The sequence below is a fragment of the Streptomyces globosus genome, from assembly GCF_003325375.1.
Taxonomy (GTDB): Bacteria; Actinomycetota; Actinomycetes; order Streptomycetales; family Streptomycetaceae; genus Streptomyces; species Streptomyces globosus_A.
On record NZ_CP030862.1, the window covers coordinates 6,350,486 to 6,373,423 of the forward strand.

19 protein-coding genes are annotated in these 22,938 nt (G+C 74.4%); 11 read left to right on the top strand and 8 right to left on the bottom strand.

Annotated features, from left to right (window positions below; translation table 11 throughout):
• Positions 1-147: 147 nt before the first annotated feature.
• The 3 genes from C0216_RS28120 to C0216_RS28130 form a co-directional block, all read right to left on the bottom strand.
• Positions 148-1,269, bottom strand: a complete 1,122-nt coding sequence (locus C0216_RS28120) for an LLM class flavin-dependent oxidoreductase (protein ID WP_114057953.1) — start codon at positions 1,267-1,269, stop codon at positions 148-150.
• A 117-nt stretch (positions 1,270-1,386) separates the two neighbouring features.
• Positions 1,387-2,343 (bottom strand): TIGR03619 family F420-dependent LLM class oxidoreductase, encoded by a 957-nt coding sequence (locus tag C0216_RS28125; protein WP_174250476.1) that lies wholly within the window; start codon positions 2,341-2,343, stop codon positions 1,387-1,389.
• Between the two features lie 155 nt (positions 2,344-2,498).
• Positions 2,499-3,299 carry a hypothetical protein gene (locus C0216_RS28130; RefSeq protein ID WP_114057954.1) on the bottom strand — a complete coding sequence of 267 codons (801 nt, stop codon included), beginning with the start codon at positions 3,297-3,299 and terminating at the stop codon, positions 2,499-2,501.
• 1,579 nt (positions 3,300-4,878) lie between these two features.
• Here C0216_RS28130 and C0216_RS28135 point away from each other — a divergent pair.
• Positions 4,879-5,265 (top strand): NUDIX domain-containing protein, encoded by a 387-nt coding sequence (locus C0216_RS28135; RefSeq protein WP_246042719.1) that lies wholly within the window; start codon positions 4,879-4,881, stop codon positions 5,263-5,265.
• A 61-nt stretch (positions 5,266-5,326) separates the two neighbouring features.
• Here C0216_RS28135 and C0216_RS28140 read toward each other — a convergent pair whose 3' ends face one another.
• Both C0216_RS28140 and C0216_RS28145 read right to left on the bottom strand, forming a co-directional pair.
• Positions 5,327-6,154 carry a trypsin-like serine peptidase gene (locus C0216_RS28140; RefSeq protein WP_246042720.1) on the bottom strand — a complete coding sequence of 276 codons (828 nt, stop codon included), beginning with the start codon at positions 6,152-6,154 and terminating at the stop codon, positions 5,327-5,329.
• Positions 6,155-6,259: 105 nt separating this feature from the next.
• Positions 6,260-7,480, bottom strand: coding sequence for an amidohydrolase family protein (locus C0216_RS28145; RefSeq protein WP_428985467.1), 1,221 nt, complete (start codon positions 7,478-7,480; stop codon positions 6,260-6,262).
• A gap of 133 nt (positions 7,481-7,613) precedes the next feature.
• Here C0216_RS28145 and C0216_RS28150 point away from each other — a divergent pair, with 133 nt between their 5' ends.
• From C0216_RS28150 to C0216_RS28160, 3 genes are all read left to right on the top strand, one after another.
• On the top strand, positions 7,614-10,724 hold the full coding sequence (locus C0216_RS28150; protein ID WP_246042721.1) for an AfsR/SARP family transcriptional regulator: 3,111 nt from the start codon (positions 7,614-7,616) through the stop codon (positions 10,722-10,724).
• Between the two features lie 183 nt (positions 10,725-10,907).
• A complete protein-coding gene (locus C0216_RS28155) occupies positions 10,908-11,135 on the top strand; it encodes a hypothetical protein (RefSeq protein WP_114057957.1) in 228 nt (75 codons plus the stop codon).
• Positions 11,136-11,449: 314 nt separating this feature from the next.
• Positions 11,450-12,193, top strand: coding sequence for a class I SAM-dependent methyltransferase (locus C0216_RS28160; RefSeq protein WP_114057958.1), 744 nt, complete (start codon positions 11,450-11,452; stop codon positions 12,191-12,193).
• 19 nt (positions 12,194-12,212) lie between these two features.
• Here C0216_RS28160 and C0216_RS28165 read toward each other — a convergent pair whose 3' ends face one another.
• Positions 12,213-14,018, bottom strand: coding sequence for a fatty acid--CoA ligase family protein (locus C0216_RS28165; protein ID WP_114057959.1), 1,806 nt, complete (start codon positions 14,016-14,018; stop codon positions 12,213-12,215).
• A 94-nt stretch (positions 14,019-14,112) separates the two neighbouring features.
• On the opposite strand from C0216_RS28165, the gene C0216_RS28170 reads away from it, so the two are divergent.
• The 7 genes from C0216_RS28170 to C0216_RS28200 all read left to right on the top strand — a co-directional run bounded on the left by C0216_RS28170 (position 14,113) and on the right by C0216_RS28200 (position 19,697).
• On the top strand, positions 14,113-15,264 hold the full coding sequence (locus C0216_RS28170; protein ID WP_114057960.1) for a lipid-transfer protein: 1,152 nt from the start codon (positions 14,113-14,115) through the stop codon (positions 15,262-15,264).
• A gap of 38 nt (positions 15,265-15,302) precedes the next feature.
• Complete coding sequence (locus tag C0216_RS28175) at positions 15,303-15,767, top strand: Zn-ribbon domain-containing OB-fold protein (protein ID WP_114057961.1); 465 nt, start codon at positions 15,303-15,305, stop codon at positions 15,765-15,767.
• A complete protein-coding gene (locus tag C0216_RS28180) occupies positions 15,764-16,540 on the top strand; it encodes an enoyl-CoA hydratase/isomerase family protein (protein ID WP_114057962.1) in 777 nt (258 codons plus the stop codon). Before C0216_RS28175 ends, C0216_RS28180 begins: the two co-directional genes overlap by 4 nt.
• A gap of 198 nt (positions 16,541-16,738) precedes the next feature.
• Positions 16,739-17,242: a hypothetical protein gene (locus tag C0216_RS28185; protein ID WP_246042722.1), complete on the top strand. Its 504-nt coding sequence runs from the start codon at positions 16,739-16,741 to the stop codon at positions 17,240-17,242.
• A gap of 12 nt (positions 17,243-17,254) precedes the next feature.
• The gene (locus C0216_RS28190) at positions 17,255-18,619 is read left to right on the top strand and encodes a hypothetical protein (protein WP_114057963.1); all 1,365 of its coding nucleotides are present in this window, start codon (positions 17,255-17,257) and stop codon (positions 18,617-18,619) included.
• A 38-nt stretch (positions 18,620-18,657) separates the two neighbouring features.
• Positions 18,658-19,179, top strand: coding sequence for a hypothetical protein (locus tag C0216_RS28195; RefSeq protein ID WP_114057964.1), 522 nt, complete (start codon positions 18,658-18,660; stop codon positions 19,177-19,179).
• A gap of 2 nt (positions 19,180-19,181) precedes the next feature.
• Complete coding sequence (locus C0216_RS28200) at positions 19,182-19,697, top strand: hypothetical protein (RefSeq protein ID WP_114057965.1); 516 nt, start codon at positions 19,182-19,184, stop codon at positions 19,695-19,697.
• Between the two features lie 121 nt (positions 19,698-19,818).
• Here the strand turns inward: C0216_RS28200 and C0216_RS28205 are convergent, their stop codons facing one another.
• Entirely contained in the window at positions 19,819-20,313 is a 495-nt protein-coding gene (locus C0216_RS28205; RefSeq protein ID WP_114057966.1) for a peptidylprolyl isomerase, read from the bottom strand.
• Positions 20,314-20,381: 68 nt separating this feature from the next.
• Complete coding sequence (locus C0216_RS28210) at positions 20,382-22,796, bottom strand: serine/threonine-protein kinase (protein ID WP_114057967.1); 2,415 nt, start codon at positions 22,794-22,796, stop codon at positions 20,382-20,384.
• Positions 22,797-22,938 lie beyond the last annotated feature (142 nt).

The following is a 22,938-nucleotide window of genomic DNA, read 5'->3' on the forward strand; positions in this document are numbered from 1 at the left end:
CGGGCGTTCTCGCGCCCTCTCGGGTCGGCCGGCCGGAGCGGGAGGCAGGCCGCTGCTCCGCCCGCTCCGGCCGGGCATCGGGGCCCGGGGCTGTCCTCGCCGGGCCCCTGCCGGGGCGGCGGTCCGGGAAACCGCCGGCCCGGATCCTCAGGCGGCCTGCCGGAAGCGGGTGGTGCGGTGCACCGGGTCGGTGTCGATCTGCGGGATGACGTGCTCGCCGATCAGCTTGATCGTCGTCATGGTGTCCTCGTACGACACGCCCGTCGGCAAGCCGAAGGACAGCTGGTCGGCGCCGGCCTGCTCCCACCGCCGGCACTGCGCGAGGACCTCGGAGGGGTCGCCGCAGATCAGCAGCTCCTCGGCGATGAGGAGCTCGATGATCTCGGCGTTGTACTCCGGGAGGATCTCGGGCCACTGCGGGATCGCCTCGGGGCGCGGGAAGGTGTCGTGGTAGCGGAAGACGAGGGACTGGAAGCGGTTCATGTGCGCGTTGACGGCGATCTCGACGGCCTTGTCGTGGGTCTCGGCGCAGATCGCGGTCGAGGTGACCATGACGTTGTCGTTGACGAACGCGCCGATGGCCTCCGCCTCGCGGATGGCCGTCTTGTACTGGTCCAGCACCCACTCCATGTCGGAGACCTTCTGCACGCTGAAGCCGAGGACGCCGAGGCCCTTGCGGGCGGCCATCGCGTAGGAGGAGGGGGAGCCGGCGGCGTACCACATGGCGGGGTGGGCCTTGCCGTACGGCTTGGGGAAGACCTTGCGCGGGGGCAGCGACCAGTGCTTGCCCTGGAACCCCTCGTACTCCTCCTGGAGGAACATCTTGGGGAACTCCGCGATGGTCTCCTCCCAGATCTCCTTCGTGTGGTTCATGTCCGTGATGCCGGGCAGGAAGCCGAGGATCTCGTGGCTTCCGGCGCCGCGGCCGGTGCCGAACTCGAAGCGGCCCCGGGAGAGGTGGTCGAGCATGGTGACCTTCTCGGCCACCTTGACCGGGTGGTTGACCTGGGCGAGCGGGTTGAAGATGCCGGATCCGAGGTGGATGCGCTCGGTGGCATGGGCGAGGTAGGCGAGGAAGACCTCGTTCGCCGACAGGTGGGAGTACTCCTCCAGGAAGTGGTGCTCGGAGGCCCAGGCGTACTTGAAGCCGGACTTGTCGGCCTGGATGACGTACTCGGTCTCCTCGACCAGTGCCCTGTGCTCCGCCGCGGGGTCGACCTCGGAACGCGCCTGAGGCACGTATCCCTGCACGAAGAGCCCGAATTCCAAGGGGGTTCACCGTCCTCACGTTTCTGACGCCTCGTCAGTTCGGATGGGGTCGACTGTTCCACCGGGCGCGGGGGAGCGTCAATACTGACGGAGCGTCAGAATGTCGGGGGCCCCGGGTCACCCGTTCAGGAGCGGCCCCACCTCCGCCCCGAACGCCTCGATCTGGTCCACCAGTTCCGCCCGCCCCCGACTGCGGAACCGCACCTGGACCTGGTCCACGCCGATCGCCCCGTACTCCCGCAGCGACTCCGCCAGCGCCTCCGGCTTCCCCGACAGCGTCCGCCGGCCCACCCCCCACGCCGGCTCCCCCACGTACAGCGCCTCCGTGATCGCCCCGACCGTGAACGGGCCCGCCGCCCCCGCCGCCTCCCGCAACCCCCTGATCCGCGCGATCTGCGCCGGAAGCCGGTCCCGCGGATCACCCTGCGGCAGCCAGCCGTCCCCCCGCAGCACCGCCCGCCGCACCGCCGCCGGCGACGAACCCCCCACCCACACCGGCACCCGCTCCTGCACCGGCCGCGGCAACTGCGCCAGATCCCGGAACGCGAACCGCTCCCCCTCGAACACCGGGTACTCCTCCGGGCCCAGTGCGGCACGCAGCGCGTCCACGCACTCGTCGAGCAGCGCCCCGCGCCCGGCGAAGTCGGCACCGACCGCCTCGAACTCCTCCCGCACGTGACCGGCGCCGACCCCCAGCACCAGGCGGCCGCCCGACAGGCGGTCCACCGTCGCATACTGCTTCGCCGCGGCCAGCGGATGCCGCAGCCCCACCACTGCGACATGGCTCAGCAGCCGCACCCGCTCCGTGATCCCGGCGAGGAACGCCAGCACCGCCACCGGGTCGTACCAGACCGCGCCCATCGCACCGGCGAGGCGGCGCGGTATCGCCACGTGATCGCAGGTCGCGACGTACGCGAACCCCGCCCGGTCCGCCGCCCGCGCCGCCTCGGCCAGGTCCTCGGCGCCGGCCGAGGCCTCCCACGGCTCGGCGTACAGGGGGCTCTGCGACTGGACGGGCAGCTGCAACCCGTACACCAGCCGGCCCTCCGGAAACACGCGCACCGAACCCGCCATGCCACACCTCGCCTTCGTCCACGGCCCGCCGCCGTGCGGGCGACGGGGGACATCGTGGTAGCTGACTGGGCGTCAGACAAGGGGTGGGGGCTCGCGGGCAGGGCAGGCAGGGCAGGGCGGGGCAGGGCTCCGGACAGGGCAGGGCGGCGAAGGGGTCAGAATCCCCGGGGGCCCATGGCGATCACCGGCTTCGCCGCCGGGTCCAGGACGGTCAGGAGCCGCGCCATGGCCTCCTTCGAGATGCCGACACAGCCCTGGGAGGGGCCGTCGTGGTCCACGTGCAGCCAGATGTTCCCGCCCTTGGCCGCGCCTTCCGGTTTCACCGGGTCGAGGGGCGACGTCCCCCGCCGACGGTTGAAGTCGATCGCGATGACGTAGTCGAAGGACCCCTCCAGCGACTCGCCCTCCACGCCGTGCCCCGACGCCACGAAGGCCCGGCTGCGGTCGTACGGCAACCGCGTGCCCGGCGGCTTCGGCAGCAGACCACCCGCATCGCTCAGCGAGAACACCCCTTCGGGGGACGTCAGATCACCGTACCGGCGGTCCGCGGACCACCCCTTCGCGCCGTTCCGCGCGGGCCAGCTCTCCGCGAGCACCCAGTCGGCACCGGCGGCGGGCCGGGTGTAGAGCGCCGCTGTGGCGTGCGAGGAGTCCCGGCCGTGGCCCGTCACCAGGACCAGCTGCCGCGACTCGGCCGGGATCCGCGCCACCGTCCGCTCGCTCACCCCGGACAGCCCTTGCAGGGGGTCCCGTTCCCGCGCCCGCACGACGCGGCCCTCCTGCGCGGCGGGGGGCCGGTCGTCGGATCTGTACGCCCGCGCCTCGGTGGCCCCGGAAACGCCGTCGACGGCATGAACCCAGGCCGCAGTGCAGGCCAGAAGACCGAGGGCCGCACCGGCACCGGCGCGCTTGACCGTACGGGACCGCAGGGAGCCGGCCCGGAGACGCTTGCTCATTCCCCCGACCGTACACAGAACGCACCCGGGAGGTGACACGGCGTGGACGGCGCGGCGGGGAGAGGAAGGGGGAGTAGGCGGACGGGAGTGGCGGATGGGGTGGGGGTGGGGGTGGGGGTGGGGGTGGGGGTGGGGGTGGCGGGGGTTGATGGATCGGGGTCGGGAGATGGACGGCGGGAGTGGGGTTCGGCGGGAGCCGATGGGTCGGGGTCGGTAGTGGTACTGGGGGTGTCCCGGGCAGTTGATGGTGTCCGGGGCGTGCCGGTCCCTCAAGGGCGCGCCCGTTGGGCGCGTCGCTGCGCGATGGCCCTGGCGGGCCACCCTTGACCGACCGACCCGTCCCGGAGGCATTTTTTCTGCCGGGACGCCCCCAGGGGAACGGCCAGGGGGTACGTGGACCATTCAGGGCCATCAGAGCCGCCGCCCTCCCGCCCCGCGGGCCGCGTCCCGTCCCACCGGCATCAGCAGACCCGCCGACGGGAGCCCAGGCCGGCTGTGACGTGGCGAAACGACGCCCAGAGCATCATCCGCAGGCAGGAACGCGGCAGATCGCTACAGAGGCGCTCTCGGCTCAGCGTCCGACGGCCGTCAGGGGCGGGGGCGGCGCGGCAGACCGCTACAGGGGCGCCCTCGGCTCAGCGACTGATCGCAGGATTGCAGGGGGCGGGGGCGGAAGGGGCCTTCTGCCACAGACGCCGGTATACGAGGAGGGGGGAGCGGGCAGGGTGGCGCTTCGCCGCCCCCGACGGCCTTCAGCCGCCACAGGATGAGCAGCACGGAGCGAGCCGGTGCGCTTCGCCGCCCCGGACGGCAGCCGGACGCCGACGTGAGAGAAGCGCGCAGCGAGGTGGGGCGCTTCGCGGCCCCAAGTGGCGGCCGGACGCCGTGCAGACGGAGGCGTGTAGCGATCCGGCGCGCCGCCCCGGCCCCTGACGGCCGCCGGACGCTGAGCCGAGGGCGCGCACGCAGTGATCTGTCGCGTCCGCCCCGGCCGCTGACGGCCGCCGGACGCTGAGCCGACGGCGCCCACGTAGCGATCCGGCGCGCTCCTGTCTGCGGATGATGCTCTGGACGTCGTTTCACGACGTCACGGCCTTCCCGGGCTCCCGTCGACGGGACGGCTGATGCCGGTGGGTGGGATGCGGCCGCCGGGGCGGGAGGGGAGGATCTCTGATGGCCCCTTGCGGCTCGTGGTCCTCCAGGCCGTCCCTCCCCCTGGGGGCTTCCCGGCAGCTCTTTGTCTTTCCGGTGCGGGTCGGTTTGTCAAGGGTGGCCGCAAGGCCATCGCGCAGCGACGCGACCAACGGGAGCGCCCTTGACAAGCCGGTCCGCGCCGGAACGACAATGGGCAGCCGGGAAGCCCCCAGAACGCCACCGTCCCCGAGTCGCCGGCTCCCGTCTTCCGCCGGTTCGCCGTCGCCTCTCCGACGCCGAGCCCCTCCCTCCCGGACTTCCCCCCTCCTCCGACGCTTCCGTCGCCCTCGGCCCCTCTTCCCCTCCTGCGCCCCCGTCGTACGCTGGGATGATGAGAACTCCCAGGCACGCAGCGCGCATTGTCGTTTTGGATCCCGAGGGGGCCGTGTTCCTGTTTCGGGAGAACAACGTCGAGGTCGGGATCCACTGGCTGCCGCCCGGTGGGGGCATCGATCCGGGGGAGACTCCCGAGCAGTGTGTGCGGCGGGAGTTGCGGGAGGAGACCGGGTGGACCGATCTCCGGCCTCAGCGGCTGCTGTGCACCTGGGAGCACGACTTCACCCACCAGGGCGTCCGCGTCCGCCAGTACGAGCACATCTACGTCACCTCCGGGCCGCGGCGGGAGCCCGTGCCGGAGGATCCGCGGGCCCACTGGCGGTGGTTGTCGCCCGATGTGCTGGCCGGGCTCGGGGAGCCGTCGTGGCCGCCGCGGCTGGCGGAGCTGCTGGCCCGCGGGGCGGTCGAGCCGGTGCACCTGGGGCTGGTGGGCTGAGCCCTCGCCCTGCTGGGCCGGGCGGGCGCGGGCGCGCCGCGGCCGGCGCGCCCCGGCTCCGTCAGCTGCCCGTCGCCGTTGCCCTGGCGTACAGGGTCGCCGCGTAGTCACCGAGGACGGTGCTCGTGGAGACGTCGTCCGTGTCGCCGCCCGTGAGGATGCCGATGATGCGGCCGTCGCGGGCGATCCAGGCGCTGCCGCTCGTGCCGCTCGGGAATCCCGCGCAGTCGAAGCGCTGGCGGGTCGGGGTTTCGCGTACGGCGGTGGCGGTGCAGGTGTGGGGGGCCTTGCGGTCGGCCGGGTAGCCGGTGACGGTGACCTGTTCGCCGGCGCGGCCCGTGGTGTCGAGGGGCGCGCCGCCGGTGACGTCCTCGATGTTGCGGCCGGAGGCGTCGGGGGCGAGGCGTACGAAGGCGAGGTCGTAGTCGTCGTCGGCGCCCCCGTCCCAGCGGGGGTCTTCGAAGACCTCCTCGATCTTCCAGGTGCCGTACGGGGTGGTGCCGCCCGCGTACGCGGGTGCGAAGACGGCGCCCTGGCCGGTGGGCTTGCCGGCGAGGAGGCAGTGGCCGGCGGTGACGATGAGGTTCCTGCCGGGGCTCTGCACGACGGTGGCGGTGCAGAAGTGGCGGCCCTGCACAGCGCCCTCGAACAGGGCTCCGGTGAAGGCGGCCGGGGTGCCGGGGGCGGGGGTGCCGGGGGCCGCGAGCTGCGGTTGCTTCGCGGATTGCGGGAGCGAAGTCAGGCTGGGGGTGGGCTCGGCGGCGGGGGCGGCTGCGGTGCGCGGTGCGGGGCTGCCGCCCGGGTCGGGGACGACCTTCGTCATGGCCGCTGACGCGCCGATTGCCGCTATGGCGCACAACACGCCGGTCACCAGGTTCCGCTTGTCCACCGCTGCCCACCCCTTCAGCTTTGCTCTGGCGAAGCATGCCTGGGGGTGGGGGCCTGTCGCAAGGGGCTGCCCGGCCATGCCGGGGCCGGGGCGGGCGGTGCGGGTTCAGGCGCCCGGCCAGAGGCCTTCGGGGGTGAGGCCGAGGAGGTCGATGGCGTTGCCGCGGACGATGCGTTCGACGGTGTCGGGGGCGAGGTGGCCCATCTGGGCCTCGCCGACTTCGCGGGACTTGGGCCAGGTGGAGTCGGAGTGCGGGTAGTCGGTCTCGTACAGGACGTTGCCGACGCCGATGGCGTCGAGGTTGCGCAGTCCGAAGGCGTCGTCGAAGAAGCAGCCGTGGACGTGCTCGGCGAAGAGTTCGGACGGCGGGCGCAGCACCTTGTCGGCGACGCCGCCCCAGCCGCGGTTCTCCTGCCAGACGGTGTCGGCGCGTTCCAGGATGTACGGGATCCAGCCGATCTGGCCTTCGGCGTACATGATCCGCAGGTTCGGGAAGCGTTCGAACTTGCCGCTCATCAGCCAGTCGACCATGGAGAAGCAGCAGTTGGCGTAGGTGATGGTGGAGCCGACGGCGGGCGGGGCGTCGGCGGAGGTGGAGGGCATGCGGGAGGAGGAGCCGATGTGCATGGCGATGACGGTGCCGGTCTCGTTGCACGCGTCGAGGAAGGGGTCCCAGGCGTCGGTGTGGATGGAGGGCAGGCCGAGGTGCGGGGGTATCTCGGAGAAGGCGACGGCGCGGACGCCGCGGGCGGCGTTGCGGCGGACCTCGGCGGCGGCGAGGGCGGCGTCCCACAGGGGGACGAGGGTGAGGGGGATGAGCCGGCCGCGGGCGTCGGGGCCGCACCACTCCTCCACCATCCAGTCGTTGTAGGCGCGGACGCAGAGGAGGCCGAGGTCGCGGTCGCGGGCCTCGGTGAAGGTCTGGCCGCAGAAGCGCGGGAAGGTGGGGAAGCACAGTGCGGACTGGACGTGGTTGGCGTCCATGTCGGCGAGGCGTTCGGGGACGGAGTGGGAGCCGGGGCGCATCTGCCCGTAGGTGATGACCTCCAGGCGGATCTCGTCGCGGTCGAAGCCGACGGCGGTGTCGAGGCGGGTGAGGGGGCGGTGGAGGTCCTCGTAGACCCACCAGTCGCCGAGGGGTCCGTCGTCGCCGGGTGCGCCCATGACCGGGGCGAACCTCCCGCCGAGGAAGGTCATTTCCTTCAGGGGGGCGCGGACGATGCGGGGGCCGGTGTCGCGGTACCGGGACGGGAGCCGGTCCTGCCAGACGCGAGGGGGTTCGACCGTGTGGTCGTCCACCGAAATGATCCTCGGGAAGGTCTCCATGGGGCCCACGGTAGCGCTGATCTGACGCACCGTCAGCTACTTGGGGGGTGATCGGCCCGACACGGGCTGACGGGTACGTCCGAGACAGGGCAGACTGACCCTTACACCGACGGAAGGCAGGGGAGGACGACCGATGGACGGCATACCGGCCATCCCGCAGCAGCGGAACCACCCCGAGGCAGCCCGGCGCACCCCCGGGGCCGCCCGGACCGCCCCCGGGCCGAAAGCCGCCGCGCCCGCCCCAAAGGCGTGCCCCGCCGCGCCCGAACCCGCGCCGCCCGCACCCGCGGCGCCGGACGCCGCGTCGCCCGCCGCACCGCCCGCGGGCGCGGGGGCCGGCGCCGGGTCGCGCTTCGCCGTCCTCGGTCCGATCCGCGCCTGGCGCGACGGCACGGCCCTCCCCTCCGGCACCCCGCAGCAGCGCGCCCTCCTCGCGGTCCTCCTGCTCCGCGACGGCCGCACCGCCACCGCCCGCGAGCTGATCGACGCGATCTGGGGCGACGACCCGCCCCAGCAGGCCCTCGCCACCATCCGCACCTACGCCTCCCGCCTGCGCAAGATCCTCGAACCGGGCACCCTCGTCACCGAGTCCGGCGGCTACGCCGTCCACACCCCGCCCGGCACCCTCGACCTCGCCCTCGCGCGCGGCCTCGCCGCCGACGCCGAGCGGGCCCGCACCGCCGGCGACCGCGACCACGCCCGCACCCTGCTCTCCCGCGCCCTCGACCTGTGGGACGGCGAACCCCTCGCCGGCGTCCCCGGCCCGCACGCCGAGACCGAGCGCACCCGCCTCGCGGAATGGCAGCTCCAACTGCTGGAGGCCCGCCTCGACCTCGACCTGGAGGTCGGCCACCACGCCGAGGCCGTCTCCGAGCTCACCGCCCTCACCGCCGCCCACCCCCTGCGGGAGCGCCTGCGCGAGCTGCTGATGCTCGCCCTCTACCGCAGCGGCCGCCAGGCCGAGGCCCTCGCCGTCTACGCCGACACCCGCCGGCTCCTCGCCGACGAACTCGGCGTCGACCCCCGCCCCGAGCTGTCCGCACTCCAGCAGCGCATCCTGCGCGCCGACGCCGAACTCGCCCGCGCCGAGGCGCCGCCGGCCGCCGCGGCCCCCGTCCACGTACGGCCCGCGCAGCTGCCCGCCACCGTCCCCGACTTCACCGGGCGCACCACCTTCGTCTCTGAGCTCCGCGAGATCCTCTCCGCCGCCGACGGGCAGGTCATGGCCGTCTCCGCGCTCGCCGGGATCGGCGGCGTCGGCAAGACCACCCTCGCCGTGCACGTCGCGCACGCCGCACGCCCGCACTTCCCCGACGGGCAGCTGTACGTCGACCTCCAGGGCACCGAGCCCCGCCCGGCCGAGCCCGTCGCCGTCCTCGGCTCGTTCCTGCGGGCGCTGGGCACCCCCGACACCGCCATCCCGGACACCGCGGACGAGCGGGCCGCGCTCTACCGCTCCGCCCTCGACGGCCGCCGCGTGCTCGTCCTCCTCGACAACGCCCGCGACGCGGCCCAGGTCCGCCCGCTGCTGCCGGGCACCGCGGGCTGCGCCGCCCTCGTCACCAGCCGGGTCCGCATGGCGGGCCTCGCCGGCGCCCACCTCGTCGACCTGGACGTGATGAGCCCCGAGGAGGCCCTCCAGCTGTTCACCCGGATCGTCGGCGCGGAGCGGGTCGGCGCCGAACGGCAGGCCGCCCTCGACGTCGTCGGCGCCTGCGGCTTCCTGCCGCTCGCGATCCGGATCGCCGCCTCCCGCCTCGCCGCGCGCCGCACCTGGACGGTGTCCGTGCTCGCCGCGAAGCTCGCCGACGAGCGCCGCCGCCTCGACGAGCTCCAGGCCGGCGACCTCGCCGTCAAGGCCACCTTCGAGCTCGGCTACGGGCAGCTGGAGCCCGCCCAGCAGCGCGCCTTCCGCCTCCTCGGCCTCGCCGACGGCCCCGACATCTCCCTCGCCGCGGCCGCCGCCGCCCTCGACCTGCCCGAACACGACACCGAGGACCTGCTGGAGGCTTTAGTCGACTGCTCCCTGCTGGAGTCGGCGGCGCCCGGCCGCTACCGCTTCCACGACCTCGTACGCCTCTACGCGCGTGCCTGCGCCGAGCGCGACGAGCCGGACCCCGCCGAGCGGGACGCCGCCCTGGACCGGCTGCTGGACTTCTACCTGGCGACCGCCTCCGCCGTGTACGCCGTCGAACGGCCCGGCGACCGGCTTCCCGCCCACCTCGCCGCCACCGCCCACCCCGGCCTCGCCTTCACCGAGCCGCGCGCAGCCCTGGACTGGCTGTACGCCGAAGCCGACCCGCTGCTGGCCTGCGTACGCCAATCCGCCCTGCGCACCACCGGCCGCGCCGACGTCCTGCGCCGGGCCGTCGACCTGCTGTGGGCGGCCAAGGACCTCACCGAGTCCGGCGCCAACTCCAAGCAGTACGAGTCCGCCGCGGTCGCCCTGCGCGACGCGGCGCGCGCCGCGAAGGACCCGCACGCCGAGGGCCGCGCCCGCACCGCGCTGACCAACGTCCACCTGGTCGCCGGCCGGTTCGCGGAGGCCGACGACGAGGCCCGGCAGGCGATGGTCCTGGCCCGCGAGGCCGGCGACCCCCTGCCCAGCTGCTGGGCGCCGAACGACCGCGGCATCATCGCCCTCTACCAGGGCCGCCACGCCGACGGCGAGCGGTACCTGCTGGAGGCCATCGACAACTTCCGGGCCGACGCCAACCACATCGGCGAGGCCAGCGCCCTGTGCAACCTCTCCCGCATCCACGTCGAGCTGGGCCGCCTCGCCAGCGCCATCGACCTCGCCGAGCAGGGCATCGCCATATACGACCGGATGGGCCTGACCCTGCGCCTGGCCAACGGCCGGTACGCCCTCGGCATCGCCCTCACCCAGGCCGGCCGGCTCTCCGAGGCGCTGACGCAGCTCACCGAGGCGCTCGCCCTGTTCCACGACAACCGCCAGCCGCTGTGGGAGGGCGTCACGCACTTCCGGCTCGCGGAGGCGCACCTGGCGGCGCGCCGGCCGACGCTGGCCGCCGCCCACGCCGAGCAGGCCATCGCGCTGCGCGGGATCGGCGGCGAATGGCGCCGGGCGACGGTCCTGACGGTGCTGGGCAGGGCCCTGCACGGGCTGGGGCAGCGGGACCGGGCCCGGGCCTGCTGGCGGGACGCCGAGGCCGTGTTCGCGGGGCTCGGGTCGCCGGAACTCGCCGAGGTGCGGGCCCTTCTGTCGTCGGAGATCGCTGCCTGACCGCCCGGCTCGGGCCGCGGCCCGGGGCGCCGTACGGAGGCATTCATCGTTCGTTTATCGCCGTCCGACACGATGGATGCATCGACTCACCGCGTCGGGGGGCGCGGGAGTCCTGTTGGACCGCCCGTTCGGCGGTCCGCGGGGGAATCGCCGAACGGGCCCAGCAATCCATCAGGAGATCCGATGACGACGAACGAGAACGTCCTGCCGAACGAGAGCGACATCATCCCGCTCGACAACCACGCGTCGGGCATCGGGATCAAGCCCGTCGAGGGGACCGCCGCGACGGACACCGACATCACGCCGATGGACAACCACGCTTCCGGCATCGCCATCAAGCCGGTCGACAAGCCGGCTGCGGACGAGGACATCGTGACGCTGGACAACCACGCGTCCAGCCCTCGCCCGTAGGCCGCACGGCGTCCCACGGGGGATACGGGGGGCGCACACGGGCCGCGGGAGCCGACGGGGGACGTCGGGCTCCCCCGGCCCAGGGGGGACGGGGGAGCAAGGCCTCGCGGGGACCACGGGGGACACGGGGTCCCCGCGGGGAGCACGACACGGGGGAGCACGACACGGGGGGAGCACCGCCGCACCACGTACGACCGCACCACCGCACGGCCGGCCCGTCCGGTCGGTGACGGCGGCCGCGGTGGCCCGGAGGGGGAGCCACCGCGGCCGCCGCACGTGCGCGTACCACCGCCGGGCCTGTTTAGGGTGGGGGCGTGTTCACCTCACAGGGTCCGAGCCTGCGCGAGCTCGCCGTCCAGGCCTTCTCCTCGGTCGAGCGGGGCTACGACCTCCTCGCGCCCAAGTTCGACCACACCCCCTTCCGCACCCCGGACCGCCTCCTCGACACCGTCGAGGAGGCCCTCGCGGCGTCGGAGGGCTCCTTCGGGGACGGCCTCGACGTCTGCTGCGGCACCGGGGCGGCGCTCGGCATGCTGACGCGGCTCTGCCGGGGCCGGGTCACCGGCGTCGACCTCAGTGCGGGCATGCTCGCCGAGGCGGAGCGCGCCCACGGCGCCGCCGACCGCGTCGACCTCGTGCGCGCAGACGCCCGCGCCCTGCCGGCCGGGCTGGCCGGCGGCTACGACCTGGCCGTCAGTTTCGGCGCGTTCGGGCACTTCCTGCCCGCCGAACGGCCCGCCCTGTTCTCCGGCGTGTACGGGGCGCTGCGCCCCGGCGGTGTGTTCGCGTTCCCGATCGGGGCGCCGCTGCCGCCGTCCTCGCCGCTGTGGTGGGCGGTGGCCGGCTTCGACGCGGTGATGCGGGTGCGGAACGCGGTGTGGCGGCCCCCGTTCGTCATGTACTACCGGACGTTCCCGTGGGGCGGGGTGCGCCGGGACCTGGCGGCCGCCGGGTTCGCGGTGGAGACGCTGCCGCTGGAGCACTTCGGCCGGCGCCCGGACGGCAGCCCCCGCTGGCGCCTGGTCCTGGCCCGCAGGCCGGGCGGGGCGCAGAGCTAGTGCTTGCCGCCCCGCCGGCTCAGGCGCCGGGGCGGGCGGTGCGCAGGGCGCGTTTGAGGACCTTGCCGCTTGCGTTGCGCGGGAGTTCGGCGAGGAACTCCACGGTCCGCGGCACCTTGTAGTTGGCCATCTCCCGGCGCGACCAGGCGATCAGGTCGTCGGCGGTGAGCGTCGAGCCGGGCCTGCGGACCGCGTACGCCTTGCCGACCTCGCCGAGGCGCGCGTCGGGGACGCCGACGACGGCGACGTCCGCGATGTCGGGGTGGAGGGCGAGGAGCTGCTCGATCTCGGCGGGGTAGGCGTTGAAGCCGCCGACGATGAACATGTCCTTGATCCGGTCGGTGATGCGCAGGTTCCCGGCGTCGTCCAGGACGCCGACGTCTCCGGTGCGCAGCCAGCCGTCGGGGGTGAGGGCGCGGGCGGTCTCCTCCGGGTCCTCGAAGTAGCCCTGCATGACCTGGTGGCCGCGGACGAGGACCTCGCCGGGCCGGCCGGCGGGCAGGGGGCGGCCGTCGGGGCCGGCGATGCGGACCTCGGTGCCGGGGACGGCGCGCCCGGAGGTGTTGGCGACGACGTCGTCGGGGTCGCCGCGGCGGCACATGGTGACGATGCCGGCGGCCTCGGAGAGCCCGTAGGCGGTGAGGACGGTGGCGATGCGGAGTTCGCCGCGGAGCCGTTCGACGAGGCGGAGGGGGACGACGGCGGCGCCGGTGACGACGAGGCGCAGCGCGGACAGGTCGTGCCGGTCGCGGTGGGGGTGGTCGAGGAGGGACTGGTGGAGGGTGGGCGGGCCGGGGAGGACGGAGATGCGTTCGGCGGCGATGTTGGCGAGGACGGTCCCGGTGTCGGAGACGGGCTGGGGGACCATCGTGGCGCCGCGCATGAGGCAGGCGAGGATGCCGGCCTTGTAGCCGAAGGTGTGGAAGAACGGGTTGACGATCAGGTAGCGGTCGCCGGCGCGGAGTCCGGCGAGCTCGCTCCACAGCTCGTAGCAGCGCAGGGACTGGGCGTGGGTGGTGACGGCGCCCTTCGGGCTTCCGGTGGTGCCGGAGGTGAAGACGATGTCGGAGGGGGCGTCGGGGCGGATGGCGTCGGCGCGGCGGCGGACCTCGGCGGCGGGGACGGTGTCGCCGGAGGCGAGGAAGTCCTTCCAGGTGCGGAAGTCCTGCGGGGCGTCGTCGGCGAGGACGACGACCTGTTCGAGGTGCGGGAGCCCGGGCAGGGGGCCGCGGGCGGGGGCCGCCGCCGGCGGGCAGGCGGGGCAGGCGGGGCCGGGGCGGTCGGGGCGGTCGGGGCGGTCGGGGCGTTCGGCGGCGGCGCGGCGCAGGGAGGCCACGTAGGAGGTGCCGAGGAAGGTGCCGGTGACGAAGAGGAGCCTGGCCCGGCTGCGGTCGAGGACGTACGCGGCCTCGGCGCCCTTGAACCGGGTGTTCAGGGGGACGAGGACAGCGCCCGCGCAGACGGCGCCGAGGGCGCAGGTGATCCAGTCGGGGGTGTTGGGCGCCCAGACGGCGACGCGGTCGCCGGGGCGGATCCCGGCGGCGATGGCGGCGGCCGCGGCGCGCTCGACGCGCTCGCCGAGGGCCCGGTAGGTGAGGCGGGTACGGCCGTCGGCGACGGCCTCGCGGTCGGCGTGGCGGGCGGCGGCGTCGCGGACGAGCCCGGCGATGGTGCCCCAGCGGAGGTCGCCGCGGACGCCTTCGTCGGCGGGGGCGTCGGCGGGCCGGGGCCCGGGGGCGGGCGTACCGCCGCCCCGCGCCGCAGCCCCGTACGCCGTGCTGCCGTGTGTGTGCCCGCGGTCGGTGCTGCCTGCGCGCCGGTCCATCGTCCGCCTCCCCGCCACCCCATAGCTGACTGTTCGTCAGATTAGCTGTACCCTTCGCGGCTGTCAGCACTGGCGACGTCCCCCGGAGGCGGCGATGGCGGCAACCCTCAAGGACGCTACGGCGATCGTCGGCATCGGCCAGACGCCCTTCGCCAGACGCCTCCCCCAGTCCGAGAAGGAGCTGGCCTGCCGGGCGATCCTCGCCGCCCTCGACGACGCGGGCATCGCGCCCGGCGAGGTCGACGCGTTCGCGTCCTACACCATGGAGGAGACCGACGAGGTCGAGGTCGCCAAGGCCATCGGCGCCGGCGACGCCACCTTCTTCTCCAGGGTCGGCTACGGCGGCGGCGGCTCCTGCGCCACCATCGGCCACCTCGCCGCCGCCATCGCCACCGGCCAGGCGAGCGTCGGTGTGGCCTGGCGTTCCCGCAAGCGCGGCTCCGGCCCCCGCCCCTGGACCAACACGGCCGTGCAACTCCCCACGCCCGGCCAGTGGACGCGCCCCTTCGGGCTGCTGCGCCCCGCCGACGAGATCGCCATGCTGGCCCGCCGCTACATGCACGAGTACGGCGCCACCCGCGACCACCTCTTCAACGTGGCCATGGCCTGCCGCAACCGGGCCAACGAGAACCCCGCCGCGATCATGTACGAGCGGCCGCTGACCCGCGAGATGTACATGACCTCCCGCATGGTCAGCGAGCCGCTGTGCCTCTTCGACAACTGCCTGGAGACCGACGGCGCCCTCGCCTGCGTCGTCGTCTCCGCCGCCCGCGCCCGCGACTGCCGCCACCGGCCCGTCCACGTCCACGCCGCCGCGCAGGGCCTGCCCTCCCAGCACCACGGCATGGTCAACTACTGGAACGACGACCCCCTGTCCGGCCCCGCCTGGACGGCCGCCCGCCACCTGTGGAAACGGGCCGACTTCGGCCCGCAGGACGTCGACACCGCCCAGATCTACGACGCCTTCACCCCGCTCGTCCCCCTCTCCCTGGAGGGCTACGGCTTCTGCGGGCGCGGCGAGGGCGGCGCCTTCACCGAGGGCGGCGCCCTGGAGACGGGCGGCCGGCTCCCGATCAACACGGGCGGCGGCGGCCTGTCGGAGGCGTACGTGCACGGCTTCAACCTGATCACCGAGGGCGTCAAGCAGCTCCGCGGCACCTCCACCGCCCAGGTGCCGGACGCCCGGACCTGCCTGGTGACCGCGGGCGAGGGCGTCCCCACGTCCGCGATCCTGCTGCGCGCCTGACGGCCGGGCGACCGGCCCACGAAAGGAGCGAGACCGCCATGACCGCCACCCCGACCGCCCCCACCCCCGCGGACGCCCTGCTCGCGCCCGTCCCCGACGAGGACGGCGCCCCGTTCTGGGAGTACGCCGCCCGCGGCGAGCTCCGCGTGCAGGCCTGCACCGCCTGCGGCCGGCTGCGCTTCCCGCCGCGCCCCTGCTGCCCGCACTGCCGCTCCTTCGACTCCCACTGGCAGCCCGTCGACGGCCGCGGGCGGATCTGGTCGTACGTGCGCCCGCACCCGCCGCTGCTGCCCGCGTACGCCGCCCACGCCCCCTACACCGTCGTCCTCGTCGAGCTCGCCGACGCACCCGGCATCCGGCTCGTGGGCAACCTCGTCGCCTCGGCGGACGCCCCGCTCGGCTCGGCCGACCCGGCCGCCGTGCGCATCGGCGCCCGGGTCCGGGCCGTCTTCGCCGACTGCGGCGGCGTCACCGTGCCGCGCTGGGTGCCGGAGAAGCCGTGACACTGCGGGTGGAGCGGGACGCGGCCGCCGGGGTCGCCGTCGTCACCCTGGACCGGCCGCACCGGCACAACGCGATCGACCTCGCGACCGCCGCCGCCCTGGGCGCGCTGTGGCGGGAGCTCCGCCGCGACGACGGGGTGCGGGCGGTGGTGCTGACGGGGGCGGGCAGCACCGCGTTCTGCACGGGCCTCGACCGCGGCGCCGACATCCCCCAGCCGGGATCGCCGTACTCGCTGGACGACCCGCTGCTCGCGGTCGGCCCGAAGGCGTGCGACCTGTGGAAGCCGGTCGTCGCCGCCGTCAACGGCATGGCCTGCGGCGGGGCGTTCTACCTGCTGGGCGAGTCGGAGTTCCTGATCGCGGCGGACACGGCGGAGTTCTTCGACCCGCACACCTCCTACGGGATGGTCAGCGCGTACGAGGCCGTGTACATGGCGCAGCGGATGCCGTTCGGGGAGGCCGCCCGGCTGGCGCTGATGGGGACGGCGGAGCGGCTGTCGGCGCGGCGGGCGTACGAGATCGGGCTGGTGTCGGAGCTGGCCGCGCCCGCGGAGCTGCGGGCGGCGGCGCTGCGAACGGCGCGGACGCTGGCGTCGTTCCCGCCGGAGGCCGTGCAGGGCACCGTACGGGCCCTGTGGTCGGCGAAACAGGCCGTGCTGCAGCAGGCGCTGGCACAGGCCCCCGCGCTGATCGCGCTGGGCAGCCTGCCGCCGGAGCGGCAGGCCGCCCTGTTCGCGGGGCGGCGGGCGGCGCCGGAGCCGCGGGTGCGGTGACGCATACCGGCCGGTCGGCGGCCGGCGAAAAGCCGCAGCCCGGACGGCATCTGGCGAGCCGTCCGCCCGCCCCGCACCCTCCCCGCGCAGGTGTGCCGGAGCTCGGGCGCCTGACCGTCCTCTTCCCGGAGCGGGACTGCTTGGCCGGTTCACACTTGCCATGCATATGATCAGCGCCAGCCAACGGGGAGAGCAGACATGGCAGATGAACTTCATCCCGAGCAGCAGGTGGGCATGCGGCTGAACGGCGAGGGGCCTCTGGCCCCCGGCGTCACGGCACCGCCGCCACCGCTGCTGCAGCAGCCGCAGCCCGGCACGGCCCGTCCGCCGCTGCTGGCAACGGGCACGAACCCGCCGCCGCCCCTGCTGCAGGCGCCCGGAGGGCAGGACTTCGCCTCGACCCCGGCCGAGAAGAAGGCCGCCGCGAACACGATCGAGACCGAGCTCCAGCCGAACACGAAGAAGGCCGCCGACGACGCCGACGAATCGACCGCCGCCGCCCAGAAGGGCTTCGACGGCTGGGAGACCGCCGCCGGCCTGAAGAAGGTCGCGGAGACCTGGGACCAGCAGGTGAAGAACCTGATCGCCCGGCTCGAAGCGGAGAAGGGCGCCCTTCGCGGCGCTTCGGGTCTTTTCACCCGCAACGACATCGGACTTCGCAACGACTTCCTGGCCGGCAAGTCGGGTCTGAACGGTCTTTAGGGGAGCTGAGCTGTGGCACTGAACTACCACGAGGTCATGAGCACCGACTTCGGGCTGCTCGGCACCGCCGCCGGCAAGTGGCAGTCGATGGCGGGCGAGCTGAAGAAGATCGAGAGTCGCTACGGCGAAACCGTCCAGAAGATCACCACGACGGACGGCTGGGCCGGGCGCAGCGCCGTGAGCGCCGAGAAGGGCTTCGCGGCGACCCGCTACGAGTACGCGGCGGCGCAGGTGCAGGCGAAGGCGATCGCGGGCCTGCTGCGGGACGCCCAGGAGAAGTTCACCGACCTGAAGAACAAGCTCGTGAGCGCCCGCGACGACGCGATAGCCGCCGGCATGACCGTCTCCGAGCAGGGGCACGTCGCCTTCGACTGGGCGAAGCTCACCCCGGGCGAGCGCAGCGCCTACCACCACGACCCCGACGGCCGGAAGGCCATCGGCGAGGCCGTCGGCAAGTGGCAGAAGCACATCGACGACCGGGTGAAGGCCGTCACCGAGCTCGACCACAACGTCAAGGCCGTCCTCGAAACCGCCGTCACCGACAGCAACAAGGACGCTCTCGGCAAGGGCGCCGACATGTCCCTCGCCGGCTTCAACGCCGGCGCCACCGGCGACCTCGACCAGGCCCTGAAGGACGAGAAGGCCGCGCGGGACCGGGCTGCCAAGGAGGCGGAGGCAGCCAAGGACGGGCCGAAGTCCGAAGGCGGTCTCAAGATCACCGGCCCGCACGCGGGCACCACGGTCACCGGTCAGAAGTACGGCAAGGAGGGGTCTGCGAAGGCGTACGCCGACCTCTTCAAGATGACCGCGGAGGGCAAGTACCAGAACGGGGACTTCGCGCTCTCCGGCATCGACGACATCACCGTGGGGGCCAGGGCCAGCGCGAACTACGGCTTCACCCACGAGGGCCTCGCGGGCAAGGCCGAGACGTCCGCGGGCGTCAGGACCCTGCTTGAGGGACGCGCCGACTACAGCCACTGGGGCGGCGCCTACGGGCGCACGGAGGGGTTCGCCGGCGGGGAGGCCGCGCTCAGCGGCTCGGTAGGCTGGGAAGGCGTCAACGCCGGTGCCAAGGCCTTCGCCGGCGCCAAGGAAAGCGTCGCCGGAGGCGGCGAGCTCGCCGGCATCGGCGCCGGCGCCACGGCCGAGGGCTGGGCCGGTGCGGGCGCGGAGGCCAAGGTGACCCTCGGCAAGGGCGACGACGGCAAGTGGCACGTCGGCGGCAAGGTGGGGGTCGCCCTCGGCATCGGCGGCTCGGTGGGCGCCGAGTTCACCGTCGACACGGACAAGTTCAAAAAGTCCGCCGGCGACGCCGCCGACTGGGTGGGCGACACGGCCGGCGACATCAAGGACGGCTTCGTCGGAATGTTCGACTGATGCCCTGTCCCGCAGACGGAAGGAGGGCGTGAGACAACATGCCCACGACACTGCCGATTCCCATCCAGTTCGTCCTGCCGGAGGGCTGGCGGCCCGCCCCTCCGGACGAGGTCGGCGCCCCGGACGCGGCGTTCGTCGCCCTGCACCCGGAACCCGACGGCGGATTCACCGCCAACATCACCATCGACGGCGACTTCTGGTCCGCCGAGGAGGAGACCCTCGCCGACATCGCCGACGGTTCGGTGGAACGGCTCCGCCGGTCCCTCGGGGCCGTCCAGGTCGCCGGCCGCCGCCCCCTCGGCTCCGACGACTCCCCCGGCCTCGCGCAGAGGCTGACGCTCACCGCCGTGGTGGGCGGCGTGCAGCGCGAGCTCGTCCAGTCCCAGGTCTACCTCGCCATGCAGGACGTGGCCGACCCGCGCAAGCGCGTGGTGATCCGGCTCATCCTGACCGTCACCGCGGCCCAGGAGGACGCCGTGGGCGCGGACTTCCAGGAGTTCCTGCGCTCGGTCGCACCGGACCCCGGGACTCCCGGCACGGAAACCGGGGGCGGGGCGTAGCCGTGGGCTTCAAGGACAGGCTGACCGGTACCCGGCACCCCGACGGCGGCGTCCCGCCCGAGCCGGCCGCGGAGGTCCGGGCAGCGCTGCTCGCGCTGGGCGGGCAGGGCGCGCCCTACACGGTGCGCACCGCCCTTCCCGGGGAGGCCGCCGACCTCGTGGCGGAGTGGCGGGTGCGGGAGCCCGCCTGGCACGGCTTCTTCCTGCGCCACCAGCTGGAGCGGCAGGTGCAGATCCGGATGCGGATCGACCCGGACGGGCACGAGGTGCGGAGCACCGACCGGCAGTGGGAGGTCTCGTGGGTCGGCGGCACGCCGCGGCTGACCGCGTCGGGCGAGTACTCCCGGGGCCAGGTGACGACGGTGTCGAAGCAGTGGACCATCGGCCGCGGCAAGGGGGGCCGTACGGAGGCCGCGGAGACGTTCCGCTTCGCCACGTCGGACCTGAAGGAGCCGCTGCAGAAGGTGGTCCTCGGCGCGGGCTGGACCTGGCGCGGAGTGCTGTTCGGCCGGCTGTGACGCGCCGACGGCGACACGCCGGCGGTGACGGTCACGACACGGCGGAGGCCCCGCCCCGCGACGGGGTGGGGCCTCCGGCCGTACCGCACCGGGCACGGGCCCGGGAGGGAAACGGAAGGGATCAGGCCTCGACGGTGCCCGAGGCCGCGACCTCGACCTTGGCGCGGGTGGCGCCGGACGGGGTGCCCAGCTTCTCGATCTGGTCGACGATGTCCTTGCCCTCGACGACCTCGCCGAAGACGACGTGCTTGCCGTCGAGCCACGGGGTGACGACGGTGGTGATGAAGAACTGCGAGCCGTTGGTGTTGCGGCCGGCGTTCGCCATCGACAGCAGGTACGGGCGGTCGTGCTTCAGGTCGAAGTTCTCGTCCGCGAACTTCTCGCCGTAGATGCTCTTGCCGCCGGTGCCGTTCTGGCGGGTGAAGTCGCCGCCCTGCAGCATGAACTGCGGGATGACGCGGTGGAACGGCGAGCCCGCGTAGCCGAAGCCGTGCTCGCCCGTCGCGAGCTCGCGGAAGTTCTTCGCGGTCTTCGGGACGACCTCGTCGAACAGGTTGAAGACGATGCGGCCGGCGGGCTGGCCGTCGATGGTGATGTCGAAGTAGACGTTGCTCATGGGGTCCATCCTGTCACTCCCGGTACCGTGCGCGACTCGGCGGGGCCGGAACACGGCCCCGCCCGCCCTCACCCGGCCGTACGGGTGCCCGTCCCCTTCGCCGCGTCCAGGGCGTACACGCAGCGGTCCTTGCTGCACGCGTACACCACGCCGCCCTCGGCGACCGGGGCGCCGGCGATCTCCCCGCCGGTGGCCAGCTTCCAGCGGAGCTGGCCGCCCGCCGCGTCCAGGGTGTACAGGCAGTGGTCCGCCGACCCGAAGTGGACGCGGCCGTCCGCGACGGCCGGAGGGCCCGTGATCTCGCCGCCCGCCGCGAACCGCCACTTCGGGGTGCCGGTGACCGCGTCGAGCGTGTACAGGGCGCTGCCCGCGCCGAGGTGGACGTTGCCGCCGGCCACGAGGACCGGGTCCGCGGAGGTCCGCGGCTCGGTGGCGATCCGCCAGCGGTCCTTGCCGGTGGCCGCGTCGAGGGCGTACACGGTGCCCAGGTAGTCGGCCAGGTACACGCCGCCGCCGGTGACGGCCGCGCCGGGCGCGAACGCGGGCGGCGCGAGGAACACGGCCGGCGCCTCGAAGTGCCAGCGGACCCGGCCGGAGGCCCGGTCCACGGACAGCACGCGGGTGCCGGCGCTGATGTACACGTTGCCGTCCGGGGCCGGGGTGACGCGTACGGGGACGTTCCCGCAGGCCGCGGCGTCGCCGACCGGGTACGACCAGGACTCCCGGCCGGAGCGGGCGTCCAGGGCGCGCAGCCGGGCGTCCTGCCACACGTAGACGGTGCCGTCGTGGAGGACGGGTGCCGCCTCGGGCGTCTCGAAGTCGCTCTGCGCGCCGGTCAGCTCCCACAGCTTCTGGCCGTTCGAGGCCTCCCAGCCCTGGACGCCGCCGCCCCGGGTGGCGGTGACGACGGTGCCCCGGTCGGCGCGCAGCGCGTACACCCAGGCGTCGGCGGACAGCCGCCACCGCTCGGAGCCGTCGGAGGCGTCGAGGGCGTACAGGGAGGGGCCGTCGGAGGCGTGGATGCGGCCGTCGGAGACGGCCATGGCCCAGGCGACGTCGCGGGTCTTGAACTGGCGGCGGCCGGTGGCCACGTCCAGCGCGTGGACCTCGAAGGAGGTCACGTACAGCAGGTCGCCGGCGACGGTGGGGGTGCCCCACACCTCGTTCGACATGCGGAACCTCCAGGGCCGCCAGCGGCCGCTGTCGGGCGCGGGGCCCGGGTTGGGGACGGCGGGGGCGGCGGTGGCGGGGGCGGCCGCGGAGGCGCCCGCGGGCGCTGCGGCGGAGCCGGCCGCGCCGGGCGGGCGGATCCAGCCGGTCGCCGCGTCGGCGGCACCTGCCTGCGCGGCGGGCGAGGCCGCCGACGCGAACGGGCCGGGCCCGATCGGCACGGGCGACCCGCCGAGGCGGACCGGTTCCCCGGACAGCGCGGGCGCGGCCGCGGGGCGCGGCGGGTGGTGGGGCCGCTGCGGGACCGGCTGGCCGGTCCGCGGGTCCACCCACGGGTCGGCGGCGCCGCGGGGCTCGCGGCGGTTCGCGGGGGCGTCGCCGCCGCGGGGGGCCGGCGTGACGGGGAGGGCGGAGGTGCGCTGGCCGGCCCGGCGGGACTCGATGAGGGCGACGGCCCGGGCGGGCAGCCACGCGGAGGCGGTGCCGCTGTCGTCGCCGCCGCCGAAGAGGTGCGGGGCGAGCTGGGCCTGCAGGTCGGCGGGGGTGGGGCGCTGGGAGGCCTCCATCTGCATGCAGGACTCGATCAGCGGCCGCAGCTCCTCGGGCAGCCCCTCCAGGTTGGGCTCGTCGCGCAGCAGCATGAACACCGTCTCCACCGGGTTCGCCCCGTGGTAGGGCGGGTGCCCCGTCGCGGCGAAGACGAGGGTGGAGCCGAGGGAGAACACGTCGCTGGCGCCCTTGACGCTGCGGGAGTCCTTCGCCTGCTCGGGCGACATGTAGGCGGGGGTGCCGACGGCGACGTTCGTCATGGTCAGGCGGGTGTTGGACACGCCGCTCGCGATACCGAAGTCGATCACGCGGGGGCCGTCCTCGACGACGAGCACGTTCGACGGCTTCAGGTCGCGGTGGACGAGGCCCGCCCCGTGGATCGACTGGAGGGCCTCGGCGATGCCGGCGGCCAGCCACCGCACGGCCTGCGCGGGCATCGGCCCGCACTCGTTGACGATCTCCTCCAGGGAGGGCGCCGGCACGTACGCGGTCGCCAGCCACGGCACGGCGGCCCGCGGATCGGCGTCGACCACGGCCGCGGTGTAGAAGCCGGAGACGGCGCGGGCCGCCTCCACCTCCCGGGTGAAGCGCACCCGGAAGAGCTGGTCCTCGGCCAGCTCGGTGCGCACCGTCTTGATCGCCACGCGGCGTCCGGACGCCGACCGGGCGAGATAGACCAGCCCCATGCCGCCGGCGCCGAGACGTCCCAGCACCTCGAAGGGGCCGATCCGTCTCGGGTCGTGCTGCGTCAGCTGCTCCACCACTCGCCTCCCACACCTCCCCGTACGGGCCTGGCCTGGCCCGTTCACACCTGCACGCACGCCGGCACGGCGGTCGGCCCCGTGCAGCGTCTCACTCCGGGCGCCGCCGGTGGTCGTGCAACCCCGATTCTGTCAGGCCCGCGCC